A 22,746-nucleotide genomic window follows, 5' to 3' on the forward strand; every position below is an offset into this window, starting at 1 on the left:
CCATGACTCAATCTGGAAAAATCCGCGCCGGCATGGGCGGCTGGACCTTCGAGCCCTGGGACAAGTCTTTCTACCCGGACAAGTTGTCCAAGGCGAAGCAACTGCACTATGCTACCCGGCAGGTGCCAAGCATCGAGGTCAACGGGACCTACTATTCGAGCTTCAAGGAGCCGACCTTCGTCAAATGGGCAAACGAAGCGCCGGACGGTTTTGTCTATTCGCTGAAGGGCAACCGTTTCGTCACCAACCGCCGCGTGCTCGGTGAAGCCGGCGAGTCGATGACGCGTTTCCTGGGATCGGGCGTCGCCGCGCTCGGCGACAAGCTCGGGCCGATCCTGTGGCAGTTCGCGCCAACCAAAAAATTCGACCCGGACGATTTCGAGGCTTTCCTCAAGCTGTTGCCTGAGAAGCAGGACGGCGTTGCGCTGCGCCATGCGGTCGAGGTGCGCAACGACAGTTTCGTCGTGCCGGAATTCGCTGCCCTGGCGGGCCAATACAAGGTGGCGATCGTCTACGCCGACCACGCCAAATATCCAGCGATCGCCGACGTCACCGGCGATTTCATTTATGTCCGGCTGCAGACCGGCAGCGACGACAATCCCGACTGCTACACGCCAAAGGTGCTCGACGAATGGGCGGCGCGGGCAAAGACCTGGGCGCAGGGCAAGGCGCCGGCCGACCTGCCGCGTGCCGATCCCTCAACCGAAGCGCCGGTCAAACCGCGTGATGTGTTCGTCTACTTCATCACCGAAGGCAAGGCCCGCGCGCCGTTCGGCGCCATGGCGCTGATGAAGCGCGTCACAGGCTGACGTTGGCGGCACATCGCGTCCACCCCTTCGGTCATGCCGCAACCACGACTTCGTTGTAGGCATCGAGATCGACGAAGAACACCTTGGTGAGCTCCGCGATCAGTTCGTCGTGGTCGTATCCTTGCCATTTCAGAATATCGATGGCGGTCATGATGTCGACGTGCTCGGTAAGCCGTCGTTTCTGGTGGTCCTCGACGTAACGTTCCATCGGCTGCCCTGGCCCAAGTGCCCCAAATGCGTTTGAACAACGATCAGATCGCAGGAGGAGGCTGCTTGCACGGAACGTGCCGGCTGAGCCTGCGCCTGATCTGTCGACGTGACTGATACGGAAAGCGGCCGACTCAACAAGGCCAAGTAAAGCCTAGCATGCAATCTTCACCGCGCCAGAGGCGTTCAGGAACAAAGGCCTTCAGGATAGACTGGGCGGGCATTCGCGACTTCGTCATCCTTGGGCGCAGCGACGCCAAGCGGCGCGAAGACCCAAGGATCCATGCCGTAACTTCAGAGCGTCGCCACGGTACAGAATCCAGGATACTGTACGCTGGAAAACGGCTTCTGTTCTTGACCGCTGCACTCTTTGGCTGACTGCACGGCATGGATCCTGGGGTCTGCGCCGCGTCGCTTTGCTCCTTGCTTCGCCCCAGGATGACGACGGGATGAACCCTACACCGTAAGAAACTTCCTCACATCCGCCCGGTCGAGATCCTCGGCCGGGCCGGTGTGGACGATCAGGCCGCGGTCCATGATGTTGACTTCGTCGGCCAGTTCCCGGCAGAAATCGAGATACTGTTCGACCAGCAGCACGGCGATATCGGCCTGGTCGCGCAGATAGCGGATGGCGCGGCCGATATCCTTGATGATCGACGGCTGGATGCCCTCGGTCGGCTCGTCGAGCACCAGCAGTTTCGGCCGCATCACCAGTGCCCTGCCAATGGCAAGCTGCTGCTGCTGGCCACCGGAAAGGTCGCCGCCCCTGCGGCCGAGCATCTGCTTCAGCACCGGGAACAATTCGAAGACGTGGCCGGGAATGTTGCGGTCGGCGCGTTTCAATGGCGCAAAGCCCGATTCGAGGTTTTCCCGCACGGTGAGCAGCGGGAAGATCTCCCTGCCCTGCGGCACGAATGCGATGCCCGACCGGGCGCGATCATATGCCGCGCTCCGGTCGAGCGCCTTCCCCTCGAAGGCAACGCTTCCGCTCGTCAGCCGGTGGTGGCCGACGATCGATCTCATCAAACTGGTTTTGCCGACGCCGTTGCGGCCGAGCACGCAGGTGATCTTGCCGGCGCCGGCCTTCAGCGAGACGCCACGCAGCGCCTGGGCGGCGCCGTAGTGCAGCGTAGCGTTGGAGACTTCGAGCATGGTCAGCGCCTTCTCCAGCGCCTGAAGAACGAAAGATCGAAATGATGGAACGGAACGCGCCAGACCATGGTCATCTCCCCAGATAGACTTCGACGACACGCTCGTCGGCCGAAACGAAATCGAGCGAGCCTTCGGACAGCACCGAGCCTTCGTGCAGGCAGGTGACCTTGACGCCGAGCTCGCGCACGAAATGCATGTCGTGCTCGACGACGATGACCGAATGGTCGCGGGCAATATCCCTGAGCAGCCGCGCGGTCTCCTCGGTTTCGGCGTCGGTCATGCCGGCGACCGGTTCGTCGACCAAAAGCAGCTTCGGATCCTGCGCCAAAAGCATGCCGATCTCGAGCCATTGCTTCTGGCCGTGGCTGAGATTGGCGGCAAGCTCGTGGCGCTTGTCACCGAGCCGGATGATGCCGAGGATGTCGTCGATCCGCCGCGCCTCCGCCGCCGATCGGCGATGGAACAGTGCCGGGAAGATCGAGCGTGGGCCCTTCAGCGCCAGCATCAGGTTGTCCTCGATCGTGTGGCTTTCGAACACCGTCGGCTTCTGGAATTTCCTGCCGACGCCCATCATGGCGATCTCGGCCTCGTCATGTTTCGTCAGGTCGACCTGCCCGTCGAAGTAAACCTCGCCCGAGTCGGGGCGCGTCTTGCCGGTGACGATGTCCATCATCGTGGTCTTGCCGGCGCCGTTGGGACCGATGATCGCCCGCATCTCGCCCTTGTCGAGCACCAGCGACAAATTGTTGATGGCGCGAAAGCCGTCGAAGGAAACCGAGACGCCGTCGAGATAGAGGATGGTGTTGCTCTTCGGCATCGCTCACTCCGCCGGCTGAGGTTCGGGGCCGGATGCGGACCAGTCGCCCGGCGTCCTCGCAGCCGAGCGAACAATCTTCGGCGGTGGCGGGACGGCAGGATCGGTGCCGGCCTCCTCGGCGATCGAGGCTGCGCGCAGCGCCCTGGCATTGCCGCGCCAAGAATCCCACATGCCGACAATGCCCTTTGGCAGGAACAGCGTGACGGCGACAAACAGTCCGCCCAACGCAAACAGCCAGAACGCCGGCAGCACGCCGGTGAACCAGGATTTGCCGGCATTGACCACGAGCGCGCCGATGATCGGCCCGACGATGGTGCCGCGCCCGCCGACGGCCGCCCATACCACGACCTCGATCGAATTGGACGGCTCGAACTCGCCCGGATTGATGATGCCGACCTGCGGCACGTAGAGCGCCCCGGCAATGCCGGCCATGACAGCCGACACGGTGAAGGCGAACAGTTTGACGTTTTCCGCCCGCCAGCCGAGAAAGCGCGTGCGGCTCTCGGCGTCGCGCACCGCCATCAGCAGCTTGCCGTATTTGGAACCGACGATCGCCCAGGTGACGAAGACGGCGAGCGCCAGGGTGATGGCGCTGGCCGCGAACAATGCCGAGCGTGTGGCATCGGCCTGCACGTTGTAGCCGAGAATATCCTTGAAATCGGTCAGGCCGTTGTTGCCGCCGAAACCCATGTCGTTGCGGAAAAACGCAAGCAGCAGCGCATAGGTCATCGCCTGGGTGATGATCGACAGATAGACGCCGGTGACGCGGCTGCGGAAAGCGAACCAGCCGAAGACGAAGGCGAGCAGGCCAGGCACTGCAAGAACCATGATCGCGGCAAACCAGAATTGGTCGAAACCGTACCAGAACCACGGCAATTCCCCATAATTCAGGAATACCATGAAGTCCGGCAGCAGCGGATTGCCGTAGACGCCGCGCGAGCCGATCTGGCGCATCAGATACATGCCCATCGCATAGCCGCCGAGCGCGAAGAAGGCGCCGTGGCCGAGCGAAAGGATGCCACAATAGCCCCAGACGAGATCGAGCGCCAGGGCGAGCAGCGCGTAGCAGAGATACTTGCCGGTGAGCGCGACGACATAGGACGGCACATAGAACGCACTCGTCGGCGAGACCGCAAGATTGAGCAGCGGCACGATGATGGCGACCGCAAGAAGGATGAAGATCGTGATGGCGATGCGGCGGTCGGCGCCGGCGGCGAAGAAGCGTCCGGTGATCATGCTTCCACCGACCTCCCCTTCAGCGCGAACAGGCCGCGCGGGCGTTTCTGGATGAACAGGATGATGAGGACCAGCACGACGATCTTGCCGAGGACCGCGCCGGCATAGGGTTCGAGGAACTTGTTGACGATGCCGAGCGAGAAGGCGCCGACCAGCGTGCCCCAGAGATTGCCGACACCGCCGAAGACGACGACCATGAAGCTGTCGATGATGTAGCCGCGGCCGAGATTGGGCGAGACATTGTCGATCTGGCTGAGCGCGACACCGGCGATGCCGGCAATGCCGGATCCCAGGGCAAAGGTCAGCGCGTCGACCCACGGTGTCCTGATGCCCATCGAAGCGGCCATGCGGCGATTGGCGGTGACGGCGCGCATCTGCAGGCCCCAGGGGGTGCGCTTCATCACATAAAGCAGCACCGCGAACACGCCGAGCGCGAATACCAGTATCCAGAGCCGGTTCCAGGTCACCGCAAGCTGGCCGATATAGAACGAACCCGACATCCACGACGGATTGCCGACCTCCTGGTTGGTCGGCCCGAAGATGGTGCGCACGGCCTGCTGGAGGATCAGCGAGACGCCCCATGTCGCCAGCAGCGTCTCCAGCGGCCGGCCGTAGAGAAAACGGATCACGCCCCGCTCGATGACGAGGCCGACGAACGCCGCGACCGAGAAGGCGAGCGGCAGCGCGATAACCAGCGACCAGTCGAACAGGCCGGGAAAGGAGGTTCGGATCACCTCCTGCACGACAAAGGTCGTGTAGGCGCCGAGCATCACCATTTCGCCATGCGCCATGTTGATGACGCCCATGACGCCAAAGGTGATGGCGAGGCCGATCGCCGCCAGCAGCAGCACCGATCCGAGCGAAATGCCGTACCAGATGTTCTGGCCCGCATCCCACAGCGCCAGCGTCGAATTGATGTTGGCGATCGCCGCCGTCGCCGCGTCCTTGACCGCGCCTTCGGAATTGGCCTCGACGGCGGTGAGCAGGGACAGCGCGTTGCGATCGCCGCGCCCGCCAATCAGGGCGACCGCCGCCAGTTTGTCGGTCTCCGGCCTGTCGGACACCAGAACCGATGCGGCGCGGGCCTGTTCGAGCAGCGCCTTGACGCTTGCCACGCTCTCGCCGGCGATTGCGGCATCGAGCGGCTCGATGTTTGTCGCGTCGGGCGTCCTGAACATGGTGTCGGCAGCGGCAATGCGCGCGGCCGGATCTTTTGCGCCGAGCGTCAGCGTGCCCAGCGCATCGCGGATGGCGCGGCGCAGCGTGTTGTTGACCTTGATCTTGGTGATCTCGCTTTTGGCCGCGTCACCGGATTTTTCACCGCTCAGCGGGTCGAGCAGCTCAACGCTGACGCCAGCTGCCTTGCCGATGAAAACCAGCGAATCGGCCTTGCGGACGTAAAGATCGCCCTCGGCAAGCGCGCCAAGCGGACGTTCGACGGCAGTATCACCGGTGGCCGCCAGCTCGCGCACGACAGCTTCGGTGGCCGAGAAATTCGAGGCAGTGGCAAATTTGGCGATGATGGCGCGCAGATCCGCTTCGGCAGCGTTCGACGGCGACAGCATCCCCAGGAGGAGCAGCAGCGTCAGGCCGATCGCGCGGGTGAGGATCATCGATTTCTGCGATTCTTGAGGGTTGAAACTTCGCGTCCGGGCGAACTGGAGGAGAGGACGAGTTCGCCCGGACGCGTCGCGGTCCAGGTCGTGGAGAAATCCACGACCGTCAGACCCGGGAGGATCAGTTGGTTCCCTTGCCGCCGCATTTGCCGGTGGCGACATTGAAGTTGCCGCAGGACAGAGGCGCGCGCCAATCGGAGATCAGGTCCTTCGAATCGGCCAGATAGTCGGACCACTCGTCGCCCATCACCAGGCCAGACGTCTGCGACACGGTCTCGAACTGGCCATCGGCCTGGATTTCGCCGATCAGCACCGGCTTGGTGATGTGATGGTTCGGCATCATGGTCGAATAGCCACCGGTCAGGTTCGGCACCGAGACGCCGATCACGGCGTCGATGACCTTGTCAGGATCGGTGGTGCCGGCCTTCTCGACCGCCTTCACCCACATGTTGAAGCCGACATAATGGGCTTCCATCGGGTCGTTGGTGGTGCGCTTGTCGCTCTTGATGAACTTGTGCCAGTCGGCGATGAACTTGGCGTTCTCGGGCGTATCGATGCTCTGAAAATAGTTCCAGGCGGCGAGATGACCGACGAGCGGCGCGGTATCGAGACCGGCAAGCTCTTCCTCGCCGACCGAGAAGGCCATGACCGGGATGTCCTCGGCCTTGACGCCCTGGTTGCCAAGCTCCTTGTAGAACGGCACGTTGGCGTCGCCATTGACCGTCGAGACGACGGCGGTCTTCTTGCCGGCGGAGCCGAACTTCTTGATCGCCGCGACCTCGGTCTGCCAATCGGAGAAGCCGAACGGCGTGTAGTTGACCATGATGTCTTCGGCAGCGACGCCCTTGGCTTTCAGATAGGCTTCGAGGATCTTGTTGGTGGTGCGCGGATAGACGTAGTCGGTGCCTTCAAGCACCCAGCGCTTCACCGAACCGCCGTCCTCGCTCATTAGATAGTCGACAGCCGGAATAGCCTGCTGGTTCGGCGCTGCGCCGGTGTAGAACACGTTGCGCTCGCTCTCCTCGCCCTCATACTGGACGGGGTAGAACAGGATGTTGTCGAGTTCGCTGAACACCGGCAGCACCGACTTGCGCGACACCGAGGTCCAGCAACCGAACACCGCCGCGACCTTGTCTTTGGAGATCAGCTCGCGCGCCTTTTCGGCGAACAGCGGCCAGTTCGAAGCCGGATCGACGACGACCGCTTCGAGTTTCTTGCCGAGCAGGCCGCCCTTTGCATTCTGCTCTTCGATGAGCATCAGCATGGCGTCCTTCAGCGTCGTCTCCGAAATCGCCATGGTCCCCGACAGCGAGTGGAGGATACCCACCTTAATCGTGTCGTCAGCCGCCCTGGCCGGGACGCTCATCAGCAGGCCGGCCGTGACCGCGCCTGCCGAAAACATTTTTGTTATTGTCGAGAAACTGCCCCGCATATTTCAAAACTCCCTGACTGGTTGATCGCATCGCGAACAGACCATGCAACGGCTGTGCCAACCGCAGGAGCAAAATCAAGCGGGTCTGGATTTCCTAACCCTATCAGCCGTTTAATATGTTAGCCGCCAAAGATAAGCGCCGCTGCCGGTGCTCTGCTTGAGAAAAAGTCCCCCGCTATCGCCCAATTTTTGATCACTCGCGAATTAATGCATGAATTTTGAGCAAAAGACGGCGAACCGTTGCGGCGCTGCAGGAAAATGGGGCAGGATCGATCTTCAAGAGAGCGACCGCATGACCTCCAGGATTTCTCGCATTTTCAGCACCATGCTTCTGGTTGCGGCAACCGGCAGCGCCCGCGCCGACTTCACCGATGGCAAATTGCCGGACGGCACCTATCACTGCGAAGTCTATCTGCTTGGCATGTTCCTCAGCCTTGGCGACATCACCGTCAAGGGCAATGTCTATAGCGGCCCGGTGAGCTTCGGAACCGCCCGGCAGGGCTACAACTATCAGATGAATGTAAATGGCGAGATCACCTGGTTGGGCCCGTTGGGCGGCTACACGACCGGCGGCAACTCGATCTCGCTCACGCAAGCCACCCTGGACGGTCAAACCAGCCCGTCCTTCGACATCATCATGAAGCAGCCTGACGGCGCCTTCACCGCCTCGACCTGCACGAAGCGGTGAACAGCCGGCAAGAAGAGGCGCGAAACCTTGTGAGGTTCCGCGCCAGCAGCAGTCGGGAGGCTATGGCTAAATGCTTTTAGCCGACATTTGTACGGCAATGTACTCGGCCTGACGGATCGCCAGCGACACGATCGTCAATGTCGGATTTTCAGCCCCGCCCGTGGTGAACTGGCTGCCATCCGACACGAACAGGTTCTTGATGTCGTGCGCCTGGCCATGCTTGTTGACGACGCCGTCGGCCGCCTTCTCGCTCATCCGATTGGTGCCGAGATTGTGGGTCGACGGATAGGGTGGCGTCGGGAAGGTCCGCGTCGCCCCGACCGCCTCGTAGAGCGCCGAGCCCTGTTTGTAGGCGTGGTTGCGCATCGCCGTGTCGTTGGCATGGTCGTCGAAATGGACGTCCGCCACCGGCATGCCGTGCGCGTCCTTGATATCGGCATGCAGCGTGATGCGGTTTTCCTCGCGCGGCATGTCCTCGCCGACGATCCACATGCCGGCCATGTGGTCGTAGTGGTCGAGCGCGGTGGTGAAGGAACGCCCCCAGCCGCCGGGATTGAGGAAGGCGGCCATGAACGGCAGGCCGAGCGACAGCGTCTCGAGCTCATAGCCGCCGACGAAGCCGCGCGAGGGATCATTGCGGGCCTCATCGCGGATGATACCGGCCATGGTGGTGCCGCGATACATATGCACCGGCTTGTCGAAGATGCCGTAGACCGAGCCGGTGGTGTGGCGCATGTAGTTCTTGCCGACCTGCCCCGACGAATTGGCAAGGCCGTCGGGAAACTGGCTCGATGCCGAATTGAGCAGCAGCCGCGGGCTCTCGATCGAATTTCCGGCGACCGCGACGATGCGGGCCTTCTGTTCCCTCAGTCTGCCGTCCTTGTCGGTATAGACGACCCCGGTTACCTTGCCCGACGCATCGTGGTTGATCTTGATGGCCATGGCATTCGGCCTGACCTCGAGATGCCCGGTCGCCTCGCCCTTGGGAATTTCGCTGTAGAGCGTCGACCATTTGGCGCCCCATTTGCAGCCCTGGAAGCAGAAGCCGGTCTGCTGGCAGGCATTGCGGTCGTCGCGCGGCTCGGAATTGATTGCCATCCGGCCGGTGTGGCACTCCTTGTAGCCGAGCTTGTCGGCGCCGGCCTTCATCACCTTGAAGTTGTTGTTGCCGGGAAGGCCCGGGATGTTGCTGGTGAGCGTCACGCCTAGCTTGTCTTCGGCCTTTGCGTAGTAGGGCTCGAGCTCGCCAAGCGTGATCGGCCAGTCGAGCAGGTTCGCGCCTTCCAGTTTTCCGTAGGTCGAAAGCGTTTTGAATTCGTGCTCCTGAAAGCGCAGCGAGGCGCCTGCCCAGTGCGTGGTCGAGCCGCCGACCGCCTTGACGATCCATGCCGGCAGGTTGGGGAAATCCTTCGCCACCCGCCAGTCGCCCGAGGTCGTGCGCTTGTCCGTCCAGGCGAGTTGGGCGAATGAATCCCACTCGTCATTGATGAAATCCTCGTATTCGTGACGGGCGCCCGCCTCCAGCATGACGACATCGACGCCCTTCTGCGCAAGTTCATTGCCGAGCGTGCCGCCGCCGGCGCCCGAGCCGATGATGACGACCACGCCGTCGTTGTTGAGATCAAATGGTGCTGCCAAGGTTTCCTCCCATTGATGTCTGTGTGCGGTTGCGACGATGGGGCTCAGAGCCACTCGATGTCATCGAACCCGCGCGCCATGTAGCCGCCCTTGGAGTAGGACTCGCCCTCGTAGCCAAAGATCGGCCAGACCTCCTTCTGGTTGTAGAGGCCGACGACAAGCCCGCCGCGGACGGCCTGGAAGAACGGCGTGTCCTCGATATCCCTGAGCACCGCAACGCGCTGCTCCTCCCAGCCGAGACCGGTGTAGCCGTCCTTGCCCGATTTCAGGTCGAGATCGGCGATGCCCTTTTCGATAAGGTCCTTGTGGGCAGGGTCCTTGCCGGCCTGCTCATCGTGCGCCTTGACGGCGATTGCGTAATATTTGTCAGGCACTTGGTCGTGCGGGTAGATGTCGCGCGCCATCTGGATCAGGGTCGCCATGGTTTCGGGCTTGAGCGCGGATGTTTCGAGACCCCAGGCATGTTCCGGGCTGATGACGGCACTGCCTGAAATGACCAGCAGCGCGCCGACACCGCCGCGCTTCAGTAGCTCGCGGCGCGATAGAACTGGCTTCGTTTCATGGACCGGCTTGCTCTCATAAATTGTGACCAATTGTTCCTCCCTTGCTTGCTGTCTGCACCCGAAGGTGCCCTGGCTGGCGCCGCGCTGGCCGGCGCGGCCGTCGTATCTCCTATTTGAACCGGCCCTGACGCTGCAGAACCTCGATCTTGTAGCCATCGGGATCCTCGATGAAGAAGAAGCGTGCGAGCAGCGCTCCGTCGCGGTTGAACTCGACGATCTTCTTCGGGATCAGGCCAAGCGCGCCGAGCCGGTCATGCTCGCTGTCCAGATCGGCGACCGAAACCGCGAGATGGCCGTAGCCGTCGCCGAGCGCATAAGGCTCCTGGCGGGCCTTGTTGACGGTGAGCTCGACCTCGAGCTCCGCCTCGGCATTGCTCAGATAGACGAGCGTAAAGGTTTCGAAATCGAGCCGTTCGGCGACGTCCAGTCCAAACGCTTTCCGGTAGAAGTCGACGGACCGGGCCTCGTCGAGAACCCGGATCATGGTGTGGATCGCCTTCGCCAAATGACACTCCGTGCGGTAAGCGCGATGTGCGCGTCGGCGTGATTATGCGCGGGTTGCGGCAAACGTGGTGGCAGCCGATTACCACGCGCTAATCTAATGACGGGGAAAACCGCCTAAGGACGAAAGTCCGATTGCTGTTTTCCGCTTTCCAGCTGAAGATAATTGGCCACGACAAGGCACTGCCAAAGGCGCGAATCACTGCTGATTGCGCCCAAAATCAATAAAAACGGCCAGATCAATAAGAACGGGAGGTAACGATGTGCAGGGTTTTTGCCGGGCAGGATCCGGAGGGCTACCGGCAGATCAACCGGTCGATTCGTATCGACGGGCATTCGACCAGCATCCAACTCGAGGCGACGTTCTGGGCATTGCTCGACGAGATCGCCGACAGCCAGGGCCTGACGACGCCGAAATTCATCTCGAAGCTTTATGACGAGGCCATCGAGATCAATGGCCAGATTCCGAACTTCGCCTCGATGCTGCGCACGACCTGTGCTCTCTATCTGCGCGGCCATCGGCCCGGCATCGAAGAACACACGGCGCCGAAGCGGCAGGCAGCTTAACTTTCGATCGCGACATCGAGCGCCAGGCGGGTCATATCGGTGAAGAGCGCCTGGCGTTCGGAATAATCGGTTTGCTCGCCGGTCACTACATTGTCGACGACAGTCAGCATCGACAAGGCCCTGGCGCCGAAATGCGCGGCGATGCGATAGAGCGCGCTGGTTTCCATATCCACGGCCAGCGCGCCCTGTGCCTGCGCTTCGGCGAAGCGGTCGCGCCCCCGGGGATGATAGAATATGTCGCTGCAGATGGTCAGCCCGGCCTGATGTTCGATGCCGATTTCGGCAGCCCGGGCCAGGGCTTGGGAAACCAGATCCGGATCGGGTCCGGCATCAGCACCATAAAGCCCAAAAACCTGGCCGCTCTCGGCACTTTCACCCCGCACCGCTTGCGAGATCACTAAACTGCGCAGTTTGACTGCGGCAGTCAGGGCACCACAGGTGCCGGTGCGGATCAGTGTCCTCACGCCATGGAAGTCCAGCAATTCATGGGCGTAGATCAGGAATGACGAGACGCCGATGCCGGTGGACTGGATGCTGACGGGCTTGCCGCGAAACAGGCCGGTAAAACCGAGGGCCTGCCTTCGACAGTTGACGCAGCGCGGCGCCTCGAGAAAGGTTTCCGCCATCCATTCGGCACGCTGCGGATCGCCCGGCAACAGCACTGTTGCCGCATAATCACCCTTGCCTGCCTCGTTGTGCGGCGTCACGGCATGCTCCCCCAAAACCCGCCGTCTGTTTGGCTCCATAATCATGGCATTCTCACACCATTTCGCAAGTGCGAATTAGTGAGCCCTAAAGCGCGTCGCATTGACCGGCCTCATGCGGCGCGCTTTAGGTTGTTGTTTTTGTGCATGTCGTTATCGCAAAACCGCTGCACACTTTTGCGCGACATGCATTAAGATTCCAGCACGTCCTTGACGATTGTGGCCAGTTGCTTGAGCGAAAACGGCTTCGGCAGGAAACCGAAATGCGCGTCTGCCGGCAGGTTCTTGGCGAACGCGTCCTCTGCGTAGCCGGAAACGAAGACGAATTTGATGTCCGGCTGCAGCTTGCGCAATTCGCCAAGCAGCGTCGGCCCATCCATCTCAGGCATCACCACATCGGAAACGACAATGTCGACCTTACCGCCGAGCGCCTCGAAGATTTCCAGCGCCTCGACGCCCGAGGACGCTTCGTGGACGGTGTAACCGCGCGACGTCAGCGCCCGCATGCCGCCCATGCGCACGGCATCCTCGTCCTCGACGAGCAGCACCGTGGCCGAACCTGACAGGTCCTTGGCTGCGTCGGCGACCTTTGCCGGTGCAGCCGGCGCCTCGCCGGGCTCGCCTGCCGTTCTCGCCTCAGCGACGTAGCGCGGCAGAAAGATGCGGAACACCGATCCTTTGCCGACCTCGGACTCGCAGAAGATGAAGCCGCCTGTCTGCTTGATGATGCCATAGACCATCGACAGGCCGAGGCCGGTGCCCTTGCCAACCTCCTTGGTGGTGAAGAATGGTTCGAAAATCTTCTTGAGCACTTCGGGGGCGATGCCGCTGCCTGTGTCTTCAACTTCGACCACCACATAATCGGCAGGCGCAAGTTCGCGGTAGGGAAGGCTCTTGCTCTCCTGTGTGGTCACGTTGCGGGTGCGCACGGTGAGCTCGCCGCCGTTCGGCATCGCGTCGCGCGCATTGACCGCCAGGTTGACCACCACCTGCTCGAACTGCCCGATGTCGACCTTCACCGGCCACAGATCGCGGCCATGATCGACCTTCAGCTTGATGTCGTTGCCGACCAGACGGGCCAGCAGCATCCGCAGATCGGCAAGCACGTCGGTCAGGTTGAGCACCTCCGGCCGCAGCGTCTGCTTGCGCGAGAAGGCCAGAAGCTGCCGCACCAGCGAGGCCGCCCGGTTGGCATTCTGCTTGATGTTCATGATGTCGGGGAAGGACGGGTCCGACGGGCGGTGGTTGGTCAACAACAGGTCCGACGCCATGATGATGGCGGTCAGCACATTGTTGAAGTCGTGTGCGATGCCGCCGGCAAGCTGGCCGACCGCCTGCATCTTCTGGCTTTGCGCCATCTGGCCCTCGAGCGCCTTCTGCTCGGTGGTCTCGACGGCGTAGACGATGGCCGATTCTTCGGCGCCCTCGCCGGTGCCGTCGGCAACCGCGTTGACGTAGAAGCGCATGTGCCGTTCTTCATTGCCGGGCAGCAGCGTATCGATCGGTTCGATATCGGCCTGCCGTTGTCGCGCTTTTTCGAACGCCGCGGCAAAGGCGGGGCGGTCGCGCTCATGGATCACCGTGTCCAGCCGCACGCGCCGATCGACCGCGTCCCCGTCGACGACGGAGGAAAACAGCGACAGGAAAGGCGCGTTGGTGCGCAGGATGCGCCCGCGGTTGTCGACAGCCGCTATTGCCATCGGCGTCGAATTGAAGAAGCGGGTGAAGCGGATCTCCGAGGCGCGCAGATCGGCGGAAGCATCCTCGCCTTGCGTCCGGTTGAGCACGATGGTGCGCGTCGGACCGTTGGCGCCCTCGCGGCTGGCCGAAACCCGATGCATGAAACGCACGGGCAGCGCCTCGCCCTTCACTGTCGTCAGATCGAGATCGATGACCGCATTGCGGGTGGTGCCGGGATCGGCCTTGACCGAGCGGACCAGCGCCATGCCGTCGCCGGCGACGATCTCCGCAAGCGTGACGGCACCAGGCGTGAAGCTCGTCAGGTCGATGCCCAGCCACTCCGCAAGCGTGGCGTTGATGTAGGTGACGCGGCCTTCCTGGTCGGCCGAAAAGAAGCCGGCAGGCGCATGGTCGAGATGGTCGATGGCCTCCTGCAGATCAAGGAAGAAGCGCTCCTGCTCGGCCCGTTCTTTCGAGATGTCGGCGAGTTGCCAGGCGAGCAAGGGCAGCCGCTGGCCCGGAACGCTGAATGCGCGGGCGCGGACACGGTACCAGCGCGCGCCCGGCTCAACGCCGGGTCGAATGGATTGGGCAAGGCGAAACTCACCGTCGCCGGGCTGGCCGTCGCGCAGGCCGGAGGCGAGCCGGTATATGGTCACCGAGGCCTCGGGAACATCGGACAGCAACCCTTCGACGGTCTTTAGATCCGCCGCAGAAGCCGCGCCCGTCATCTCGGCATAGGCCCGATTGGCGTAGACGACACGACCCTTGGTGTCGGTGACCAGAAGGCCTTGCGACATTGAATCGACGAAGGCCTTCGACAGCTCGTCACTCGTCGAGCGCGGTGTGATCTGCACGAAGCCGATGGCGGTGGCGAACAGGAAGCCGACACCGATCATCGCCAGCACGCCAAGCATTCCAAGCAGGAATGGATCACCAAGACGTTCTCGGAAAAGGCCGAAAACGATCGCCGCCCCTGTCAGCACAACGATGAAGACGATGAGCCGGGTGACCGCGCCCGGTCGCGTGTTCTGGTCGACGATCGGTACCGGATAGAAATCGCCGCGCGCTTCCTTGGCCATGTGCCCCCTGCTCGTGAATTCCGGTACTTGCCCCTGCCCGGTTGAATCACATTCTCAGGGTCCGGAAAAGGCCTTGGCGGCAACTGTCCGCTAAAAATGACACCCGTTCGGCGCCTGGTGCGGCGAATCCGAAATTCGCATCATTCCTGGTCCGACGCGAGCGAATTTCGGATTCATCACGCCAGCAACTTGCTGAAAATCCAGCGTCGTGGATTGAAGTGGGGACGCTGACGCCCTCAATTCGCTGGAGCTTGAAATCCACCACATGGGTGTTTCAAGCTGTTCACGAAGCGCGAAACGTAACTTGCAGTCGCGTACCGCAACAGTCTAGTGTCGCGTCTTCTTCGAAAGCTGATTTTGGGTGCACCAATGCTGCAGTGGCTGGATAGCGTGGCGGGTCCCGGTTATGCCGCGGCAATCCTGTGGACCCTTGTCGCGCTTGTCCTTGTGGTCATCGTTCTCCTCATCATCAAGCTGGTCCGCAACCTGACTTTTGGAACATTCGTTGCCGGCGGCAGGAACCGCAAGACGCGGCTGGCCGTGATGGACGCCACCGCAGTCGACAGTCACCGCCGGTTGGTGCTGGTGCGCCGCGACGATATCGAGCACCTGCTGCTGATCGGCGGCCCGACCGACGTCGTCGTCGAACGCGACATCAGGCTGTCGGCGCTACGCCGTCCTGCACTGACCGGAGATGGCGGCGGCCATCAGCCGGCACCGCCGCCGCGCGCGCCGCAACCGGCTCCCGCGCCAGTGAGGCAAGCACCGTCTCCGCCGCCGGCAAGCACGGCCCCGGCGCCTGTCCGGCCGCATCAGCCCGCACCGGCGCCGAGGCCAGCAGCGCAAAGCCCTCAATCGGCGACCATCACGCCGCTGCCCGCCTACACCAATGCTGTTCGGTACGCGCCATCGCCGGCAAGACAGGATTCCCCGGCAAAAGAGGATTCCATCGACGATACGCTGATGAGGGAGCTCGAGGTCCCGTTTGATGACCCGCACCCCGCCAAGCCGGAGAGCAAGCCGGCGGCGAAAGCGCCGTCGTCTCTCGATGACGAGATGACGAAGCTTCTCGGCGAGTTGTCCAGCCAGAAGAGATAACCGGCCAACAGCCAACAAAAAAATGGCCGGAGACCGGCCCTGACAAATTCGCTATTGGATGCGTTTTGGACGCTTCGCCCGTGCTTCAGTCGTCGCGGTAGACCTTCTCGCGGCGTTCGTGACGCTCCTGCGCCTCGATCGACAGGGTCGCGATCGGACGCGCATCGAGCCGCTTCAGCGCGATCGGCTCGCCGGTTTCCTCACAATAGCCGTAAGTGCCTTCATCGATGCGCTGAAGCGCAGAATCGATCTTTGAAATGAGTTTCCGCTGGCGATCGCGGGCACGAAGTTCGATGGCGCGGTCGGTTTCCGAAGAGGCGCGATCGGCGAGATCGGGGTGGTTGGCGTTTTCCTGCTGCAGGATTTCGAGAGTTTCGCGCGCTTCGCGCAGTATGTCGTTCTTCCAGGTGACGAGCTTCAGGCGAAAGTAGGATTTCTGCCGCTCGTTCATGAACGGCTCGTCTTCGGAGGGTACGTAATCGGCGGTAACGATGTCGTTCATTCGACTCACCCAGACAGCCCCAAATTTGGCGCCTATATATTCACGGACCGAATGCTGCACAAGCGCAATCGACGACTGATTCACGCAATTGTTAATCTCGGCCAATACGCCATGGGCTGCATCATTCGCATGAAGGGCGCGACCGAATTCGCGTATGATTCGTTAGGTTTGTAGGGCGCCGGCCATTGTGCGCAAGGCGTTTCTCATGACTAATCCCGCAGCGCCTTTTGACGAGTTTCGGTGTTTGGCACAAGCGAGGGACCGGTGAGCAAGCTTTATCTGCTGAGGCATGCGAAGGCCGGATGGGCCCTGCCGGGCATGCGCGATTTCGATCGTCCGCTCGACGCATCCGGCGTCGCCGACGCCGACACGATGGGTGCGGTCATGCGGGCCTGCAACTACATTCCGGACCTGACCCTTTGCTCGAATGCAAAGCGAGCGCGCCAAACGCTTGAGGGCCTGGCCGGTCACACCGATACGGGCCGGGTCCTGTTCCTGGAGACGCTCTACAGCGAGGATGCCGCCGGCTATCTCAACCTCATCCGCGGCAATGGCGGGCCAGGCTCGCTGCTCGTCGTCGGCCACAATCCGATGACGGAAGATCTCACCATCGCGCTTTCGGGCGATGGCGAGGAGGCTGCCAGGGGAATGCTGAACCACGGCTTCCCGACCTCCGGCCTCGCGGTCGTGCGTTTTCCAGGCAGTCTTGCCAACGCCGCGCAAGGCACAGGCTATCTCGAAGCCTTCCTGTCGCCGGCCGATATCTGACGCCATTTCAAACGTAGCGTGGTGGATTTGAAGTTCCTGCCACTTCAATGGCATCAGCGTTCAGGAACTTCAAATCCAAAACCACGCTAGAAACGATGGTTTCTCAGTGTGACTTAGAATCCGAAATTCGCTCACTGCGATGCTCCAAGGTACTGCGAATTTCGGATTCGCCACACTAGCCGGCAGCGCCTATATCGGGGCGGACCGAAGCCCCGAGAGACCGCATTTTGGCATCATCGCTGACCACTTTCACCGACGAGGCGAAGATTGCCCTGGATACGCTGTCGGGGCGCGCTACCGGGCTTTTTTCGCCATCGCTGCGGCTGGGTGTTACCGGCCTCTCCCGCGCCGGCAAGACGGTGTTCATCTCAGCCTTTGTCCACAATCTGATCCATGGCGGGCGGTTGCCGCTGTTCGAGGCGCAGAAATCGGGGCGTATCGCCCGTGCCTTACTCGAAGAGCAACCCGATGACGCCGTGCCGCGATTCCAGTACGAGGACCACATCGCGGCCCTGGTCAACGACCGCCTGTGGCCGGATTCGACACGTGCCATTTCCGAGCTGAGGCTTACCATAGAATATGAATCGGCCTCCGGCTGGAGCCGCATGTTCTCATCAGGCAGATTGTCGGTCGATATCGTCGACTATCCTGGGGAATGGCTGCTTGACCTGCCGCTGCTCGGGAAATCCTACTCTGATTTCTCACGCGAAGCCTTTGACATGGCCGTGCTGCCGGTGCGCGCCGACCTCTCGCAGGAATGGCGCGCGCTCTCCGCCGCAATCGACGCGAATGCCGACGCCGATGAGATGACGGCGCGACGCCTCGCCGAGAGCTTCGCCGCATATCTCAAGGCATGCAAGCTCGACGAGCGGGCGCTTTCGACCCTGCCACCGGGCCGTTTCCTGATGCCCGGCGACCTTGAGGGCTCGCCGGCGCTGACCTTCGCGCCGTTGCCGGGCCTGAGCGAGCGGCGGGCGCGGCCCGGGTCGCTTCAGGCGATGATGGAGCGGCGCTACGAGGCCTACAGGACGCATGTCGTAAAGCCGTTCTTCCGGGAGCACATCACGCGCCTCGACCGTCAGATCGTTGTGATAGACGCCTTGCAGGCCTTGAATGCCGGGCCCGGCGCGATGGCCGATCTCGAACGTGCGGTGACCGAAATCCTCGCCTGCTTCCGCCCCGGTCGCGGCAATTTCCTGACCGACTTTTTTTCAAGGCGCATTGACCGCATATTGGTGGCGGCGACAAAGGCGGACCATCTGCATCACGAAAGCCATGACCGGCTGCAGGCGATCGTGCGGCGGCTTGCCGACCGTGCCGTGGCGCGGGCGAATTTCACCGGCGCCGATGTCGACGTGGTCGCCCTGGCGGCGGTGCGAGCGACCCGGGAAGGCACGGTCAAGCAAGGCCGTGAAACGCTGCCGGTCATCATCGGCACACCGTTGAAAGGTGAAAAGATCAACGGCGAAACATTTGATGGCAGAACAGAAACAGCCATATTTCCCGGTGACTTGCCGGAGAAAATTGATGCAGTGTTCGATGTCTCCGGACCAGACCGTCGGCAGAACCCGGGCCATCGGCAGGACCCAGGCCATCGGCAGGCCAATGAGGACCCGGCGATCCGCTTCGTGCGCTTTCGCCCGCCAAAACTCGAACGCACGGCCGAAGGCGTCACGCTGTCGCTGCCGCATATCAGGCTCGACCGCGCCCTGCAGTTCCTGATCGGAGATCATCTGGCATGACCCCGCCCCGCAAGCCGGCGGCATTTCGCATCGAGCCGGAAGCCCCGCCAAAGCAACAGGCGGCCTTGCGCCAGCCCGACACCGCTGCGGCCAGAAAACCGCGCACCGTGAACGCTGACCTTGCCGTCGTCACGCCGGCGGAAATCGACGTTTTCGACGAGCCGGACATCATCGCCGCCGAACCGCCGCCGGCGACCGCGCCGAGGCAGCGCTCGATATCAGGCAGCCTGTTTTTCGGCGCATTGGGCGTTCTTGTTTCGCTGGCCCTCGGCCTTTGGACCGACCAGCTGATTCGCGATCTGTTCGCGCGGGCCGAATGGCTGGGCTGGCTGGCCGCCGGGATGGCCGTGATCGCGCTGCTCGCGCTCCTGGTCATCCTTGCCCGCGAGTTCCTGGCGATCGCCCGCCTCGCCGAGGTCGAAAAGCTGCAGAAGCGGGCGCTCGACGCCATCGCCCGCGACGATCCGAAAGCCGCTCGCGCCGTGGTCGACGAATTGTCGGCCTTTGTCGCGGCCAAGCCCGAAACCGCGGCCGGCAGACGTGCCCTGGCAGACTTGCGCGACGAGATCATCGACGGTGGCAATCTGGTGCGCCTGGCCGAGACCGAAATCCTCGGCCCCCTCGATGCGCGCGCCAAGGTGATGATCCTCGAAGCGGCAAAGCGTGTGTCGCTGGTGACGGCGGTCAGCCCTCGCGCTCTGGTCGACGTCGCCTATGTCGTGTTCGAAGCCGGCCGGCTGATTCGCCGCCTGTCGGAGCTTTATGGCGGCCGCCCGGGCACGCTGGGGTTCTTCCGGCTGGCACGCAGCGTTCTCGCCCATCTGGCGGTGACCGGCTCGATTGCCGTCGGCGACAGTTTCGTGCAGCAGATCGTCGGCCATGGCCTTGCCGCCCGGCTCTCGGCAAAACTTGGCGAAGGCGTCGTCAACGGCATGATGACGGCGCGCATCGGCATTGCTGCGATGGAGACCGCAAGGCCCCTGCCCTTCAGCGCCGCGAGGCGGCCCGGCATGGGCGATTTCCTGTCCGCGCTGACATCATTTGCAACCAAAAAGCAGAAGGAAACATCCGCTTCCGACACGTGACACTACACGTCCTGGTTGCACAACTGGGCGCTGCAGCACTTTGGCTTTGCCCATGATCCCCAGCGCAAATCGCGCCCGACTTTCAGGAGCATGCGCAAGCGGTGACGAAGCATTAACCAATCTTGTTCATGGTCGGACGGGTTCCAAACCAGTCTCTTTGTTGCCGGGTGTCGTCGATGAAAAGCGTGATCTTGTCTAGCGTCCTGCCCATGGCAGTCGTGGTTTCAACAACCGCCGGCATGGCCGAAAAGACCTTTGCGGCAGAACGGGACAAGAAGTTCTTTCAATCGGTGAAAGGCGAATGGGTCGGCCCGGGGGAAATCGTCGCCGGCAAATACAAAGGCACGAAATTCACCTGCAATTTCACCGGTTCGACGCCGGACGGCAAGATCGGCATGTCGCTCGACGGCGGTTGCCGGGTCGGCATGTTCACCCAGCAGATGTCGGCGACGATCCAGCACAAGGGCCGCGAGGGCTACAAGGGCAGCTTCATGGGCGGTGCCGCCGGTTCCGGGCTCGACATCATCGGCGGCAACGTGGTCAGCGCCAACAAGGTCGTCTTCACCATCAACCGTAACCAGTTGCGCGGCGTCATGCAGGCTCTTGTCCCCAACGACAATTCGATGACAGTGACGGTTGCGGTGCGCGTCGACCAGCAATTGGTGCCGGTCATCGGCATGAAGCTGAAGCGCGTCGATACGCTCGAAGTCGGCTCCATCGCGCCGTGAGTAGTGAATGGTGAATGGAATTGGATATCACTTCATACTACTACTGACTACTGACTACTGACTACTGACTACTGACTACCGACTACCGACTATCCACTATCCACTATCCACTATCCACTATTCACTATTCACTATTCACCATTCACGGCCAAAGCCGCGGCGTGAAGCACGCCTGCAGCGCTACTGCACCAGTTTCCGGATTCGGACTGTTCGATCTCAACCGAAGCCCCTATCTTTGCCGCTCGATGCCGCAGCACGTGCAGCGGTCCTTACAGAGAATGGAACGGCAGGCATGGCGGCAGAAGCAGCGGGCAGCGATCTGATCCACGTCGTGGCGCTGCTCGCCGCAGGTGTTGTCGCCGTGCCGATCTTCAAGCGCATCGGGCTTGGCTCCATCCTCGGCTATCTGGCGGCCGGCGTGGTCATCGGCCCGTTCGGCATCGGCATCTTTTCCGAATCGGAAGCCATTCTTCACGTCGCCGAGCTCGGCGTCGTCATGTTCCTGTTCATCATCGGGCTGGAGATGCAGCCGTCACGGCTGTGGGGCCTCAGGCGAGAGATCTTTGGCCTTGGCGCATTGCAGGTCGGCGTCTGCGCGCTGTTGCTGACCGGAGTAGGACTGGCGGGAGGTTTTCCGGTCTCGCAATCCTTCGTCGCCGGCGCCGGTTTCGTGCTGACCTCGACGGCGATCGTCATGCAGCTTTTGGAGGAACGCGGTGAGATCGCCGCGCCAAAAGGCCAGCGCATCGTTTCCATCCTGCTGCTCGAAGACCTGGCGATCGTGCCGCTGCTGGCCCTGATCGCTTTCCTGGCACCGGGCGGCGCCGATATGAGCTTGACGCAGCGGCTGACGGACGTGGGCATCGGTCTTGCCGCCATCGTCGGGCTGGTGCTGGCCGGGCGTTACCTGCTCAACCCGTTCTTCCGCATCCTGGCCGATGCCCGCGCCCGCGAAGTGATGACCGCCGCCGCCCTTCTGGTCGTTCTGGGGTCGGCGCTTGCCATGCAGCTCAGCGGCCTGTCGATGGCGATGGGCGCTTTCCTGGCCGGCGTGCTGTTGTCGGAATCCACCTTCCGCCATCAGCTCGAGGCCGACATCGAACCATTCCGCGGTGTGCTGCTCGGGCTGTTCTTCCTCGCTGTCGGCATGTCGCTCGACCTACACGTGGTTGCCCAGAACTGGCGGCTTGTCGCCATCTACGTCGTCGCCTACATGGTGATAAAGGCGATCGGCATCTACCTCGTCGCCCGCATCCTCAAGACCGGCCACAGGGAAGCGCTCGAGCGCGCTGTCTTCATGGCGCAAGGCGGCGAATTCGCCTTCGTTCTCTATTCCGCCGCCGCGGCGGTCGGCATCATCGACAGCCAGGCTAACGCGACGCTGACGGCGATCGTCATCATCTCCATGGTGCTGACACCGCTGGCCATTCTGGCATTGCGGCATCTGACGCCGCGCGACGAGCAGTCGCTCGAAGGCGTCGACATCGCCGATGGCCTGACCGGCAGCGTGCTGATCATCGGCTTCGGCCGCTTCGGCCAGATCGCCAGCCAACCGCTGCTGTTGCGCGGGATCGACGTATCGATCATCGACAATGAGGTCGAGATGATCCAGGCGGCGGCCGATTTCGGTTTCAAGGTCTATTATGGCGACGGCACGCGGCTGGACATTCTGCGTGCCGCAGGCGCCGGCCGCGCGCGTGCCGTGTTGATTTGCGTCGACAAGCCCGATGTCGCCGTCCGCATCGCAAAGCTGATCAAGGCGGAGTTTCCCCTGCTCACCGTGCTGGCACGCGCTTTCGACCGCGGAACCGCACTGCAATTGATACGTGCCGACGTCGATTTCCAGATTCGCGAAACCTTCGAATCAGCGCTTGTCTTCGGCGGCTCCACGCTGGAAGCGCTGGGCGTTGATCCGGAAGAAGTCGCCGAGGTGATCGAGGACGTCCGCCACCGCGATGCCGCCCGTTTCGAGTTGCAGCTCGCCGAAGGGGTGCGCGCCGGAGCGCGCTTCCTCAAGGGCAATATCGGCACACCCATTCCGACGCCGCTCAGCCAGCCGCGCCGCACCGGTCAGGCGCTCAATGAAGAAACCGCCGACGTTCTGCACAAATCCGAGCCTGCCGACTAAACA

General features: G+C 62.3%; 21 protein-coding genes. 9 read left to right on the forward strand and 12 right to left on the reverse strand.

What is annotated here, in order from left to right; genetic code table 11:
* Positions 1–2: 2 nt before the first annotated feature.
* Positions 3–809, forward strand: coding sequence for a DUF72 domain-containing protein (locus tag AC0L3H_RS08685; protein WP_473585175.1), 807 nt, complete (start codon positions 3–5; stop codon positions 807–809).
* A 31-nt stretch (positions 810–840) separates the two neighbouring features.
* On the opposite strand, the gene AC0L3H_RS08690 is transcribed toward AC0L3H_RS08685, so the two are convergent.
* The 6 genes from AC0L3H_RS08690 to urtA all read right to left on the reverse strand — a co-directional run bounded on the left by AC0L3H_RS08690 (position 841) and on the right by urtA (position 7,269).
* Positions 841–1,017, reverse strand: a complete 177-nt coding sequence (locus tag AC0L3H_RS08690) for a hypothetical protein (RefSeq protein ID WP_473585176.1) — start codon at positions 1,015–1,017, stop codon at positions 841–843.
* Positions 1,018–1,472: 455 nt separating this feature from the next.
* Positions 1,473–2,168: an urea ABC transporter ATP-binding subunit UrtE gene (urtE, locus tag AC0L3H_RS08695; protein WP_091593695.1), complete on the reverse strand. Its 696-nt coding sequence runs from the start codon at positions 2,166–2,168 to the stop codon at positions 1,473–1,475.
* A 70-nt stretch (positions 2,169–2,238) separates the two neighbouring features.
* The gene (gene urtD / locus AC0L3H_RS08700; RefSeq protein WP_473585177.1) at positions 2,239–2,985 is read right to left on the reverse strand and encodes an urea ABC transporter ATP-binding protein UrtD; all 747 of its coding nucleotides are present in this window, start codon (positions 2,983–2,985) and stop codon (positions 2,239–2,241) included.
* 3 nt (positions 2,986–2,988) lie between these two features.
* Positions 2,989–4,221, reverse strand: coding sequence for an urea ABC transporter permease subunit UrtC (urtC, locus tag AC0L3H_RS08705; protein ID WP_473585178.1), 1,233 nt, complete (start codon positions 4,219–4,221; stop codon positions 2,989–2,991).
* Positions 4,218–5,834, reverse strand: a complete 1,617-nt coding sequence (gene urtB, locus AC0L3H_RS08710) for an urea ABC transporter permease subunit UrtB (RefSeq protein WP_473585179.1) — start codon at positions 5,832–5,834, stop codon at positions 4,218–4,220. Before urtB ends, urtC begins: the two co-directional genes overlap by 4 nt.
* A 124-nt stretch (positions 5,835–5,958) precedes the next feature.
* On the reverse strand, positions 5,959–7,269 hold the full coding sequence (gene urtA, locus AC0L3H_RS08715) for an urea ABC transporter substrate-binding protein (protein ID WP_128244855.1): 1,311 nt from the start codon (positions 7,267–7,269) through the stop codon (positions 5,959–5,961).
* Between the two features lie 292 nt (positions 7,270–7,561).
* Here urtA and AC0L3H_RS08720 point away from each other — a divergent pair, with 292 nt between their 5' ends.
* Complete coding sequence (locus AC0L3H_RS08720; RefSeq protein ID WP_473585263.1) at positions 7,562–7,957, forward strand: hypothetical protein; 396 nt, start codon at positions 7,562–7,564, stop codon at positions 7,955–7,957.
* A 66-nt stretch (positions 7,958–8,023) separates the two neighbouring features.
* Here the strand turns inward: AC0L3H_RS08720 and AC0L3H_RS08725 are convergent, their stop codons facing one another.
* The 3 genes from AC0L3H_RS08725 to AC0L3H_RS08735 form a co-directional block, all read right to left on the reverse strand.
* Positions 8,024–9,595, reverse strand: a complete 1,572-nt coding sequence (locus AC0L3H_RS08725) for a GMC family oxidoreductase (RefSeq protein WP_473585180.1) — start codon at positions 9,593–9,595, stop codon at positions 8,024–8,026.
* A 44-nt stretch (positions 9,596–9,639) separates the two neighbouring features.
* Positions 9,640–10,188 (reverse strand): Twin-arginine translocation pathway signal, encoded by a 549-nt coding sequence (locus AC0L3H_RS08730; RefSeq protein WP_091593680.1) that lies wholly within the window; start codon positions 10,186–10,188, stop codon positions 9,640–9,642.
* 79 nt (positions 10,189–10,267) lie between these two features.
* A complete protein-coding gene (locus tag AC0L3H_RS08735) occupies positions 10,268–10,663 on the reverse strand; it encodes a VOC family protein (RefSeq protein ID WP_473585181.1) in 396 nt (131 codons plus the stop codon).
* Between the two features lie 257 nt (positions 10,664–10,920).
* Here AC0L3H_RS08735 and AC0L3H_RS08740 point away from each other — a divergent pair, with 257 nt between their 5' ends.
* Positions 10,921–11,226 carry a ribbon-helix-helix domain-containing protein gene (locus AC0L3H_RS08740; protein WP_077384009.1) on the forward strand — a complete coding sequence of 102 codons (306 nt, stop codon included), beginning with the start codon at positions 10,921–10,923 and terminating at the stop codon, positions 11,224–11,226.
* Here the strand turns inward: AC0L3H_RS08740 and AC0L3H_RS08745 are convergent.
* Both AC0L3H_RS08745 and cckA read right to left on the reverse strand, forming a co-directional pair.
* Positions 11,223–11,933 carry a purine-nucleoside phosphorylase gene (locus AC0L3H_RS08745; RefSeq protein WP_473585182.1) on the reverse strand — a complete coding sequence of 237 codons (711 nt, stop codon included), beginning with the start codon at positions 11,931–11,933 and terminating at the stop codon, positions 11,223–11,225. The two genes, AC0L3H_RS08740 and AC0L3H_RS08745, sit on opposite strands and share 4 nt — an antisense overlap.
* 188 nt (positions 11,934–12,121) lie before the next feature.
* Entirely contained in the window at positions 12,122–14,692 is a 2,571-nt protein-coding gene (gene cckA / locus AC0L3H_RS08750) for a cell cycle histidine kinase CckA (RefSeq protein ID WP_473585183.1), read from the reverse strand.
* 369 nt (positions 14,693–15,061) lie between these two features.
* Between cckA and AC0L3H_RS08755 the strand changes: the two genes are divergently transcribed.
* Positions 15,062–15,790, forward strand: coding sequence for a hypothetical protein (locus AC0L3H_RS08755; RefSeq protein WP_473585184.1), 729 nt, complete (start codon positions 15,062–15,064; stop codon positions 15,788–15,790).
* 85 nt (positions 15,791–15,875) lie between these two features.
* On the opposite strand, the gene dksA is transcribed toward AC0L3H_RS08755, so the two are convergent.
* A complete protein-coding gene (dksA, locus tag AC0L3H_RS08760; RefSeq protein WP_006202025.1) occupies positions 15,876–16,292 on the reverse strand; it encodes an RNA polymerase-binding protein DksA in 417 nt (138 codons plus the stop codon).
* 264 nt (positions 16,293–16,556) lie between these two features.
* Between dksA and AC0L3H_RS08765 the strand changes: the two genes are divergently transcribed.
* The 5 genes from AC0L3H_RS08765 (at position 16,557) to AC0L3H_RS08785 (ending at position 22,743) form a co-directional block, all read left to right on the forward strand.
* Entirely contained in the window at positions 16,557–17,060 is a 504-nt protein-coding gene (locus AC0L3H_RS08765) for a SixA phosphatase family protein (RefSeq protein ID WP_473490256.1), read from the forward strand.
* Positions 17,061–17,287: 227 nt separating this feature from the next.
* A complete protein-coding gene (locus AC0L3H_RS08770) occupies positions 17,288–18,802 on the forward strand; it encodes a YcjX family GTP-binding protein (protein ID WP_473490257.1) in 1,515 nt (504 codons plus the stop codon).
* Positions 18,799–19,887 (forward strand): YcjF family protein, encoded by a 1,089-nt coding sequence (locus AC0L3H_RS08775; protein ID WP_473585185.1) that lies wholly within the window; start codon positions 18,799–18,801, stop codon positions 19,885–19,887. The genes AC0L3H_RS08770 and AC0L3H_RS08775 overlap by 4 nt, the downstream gene beginning before the upstream one ends.
* 176 nt (positions 19,888–20,063) lie before the next feature.
* Complete coding sequence (locus AC0L3H_RS08780; protein WP_473490259.1) at positions 20,064–20,615, forward strand: hypothetical protein; 552 nt, start codon at positions 20,064–20,066, stop codon at positions 20,613–20,615.
* Positions 20,616–20,907: 292 nt separating this feature from the next.
* Positions 20,908–22,743 (forward strand): monovalent cation:proton antiporter-2 (CPA2) family protein, encoded by a 1,836-nt coding sequence (locus AC0L3H_RS08785; RefSeq protein ID WP_473585186.1) that lies wholly within the window; start codon positions 20,908–20,910, stop codon positions 22,741–22,743.
* Positions 22,744–22,746 lie beyond the last annotated feature (3 nt).

It is taken from the genome of Mesorhizobium sp. WSM4816, assembly GCF_055811535.1.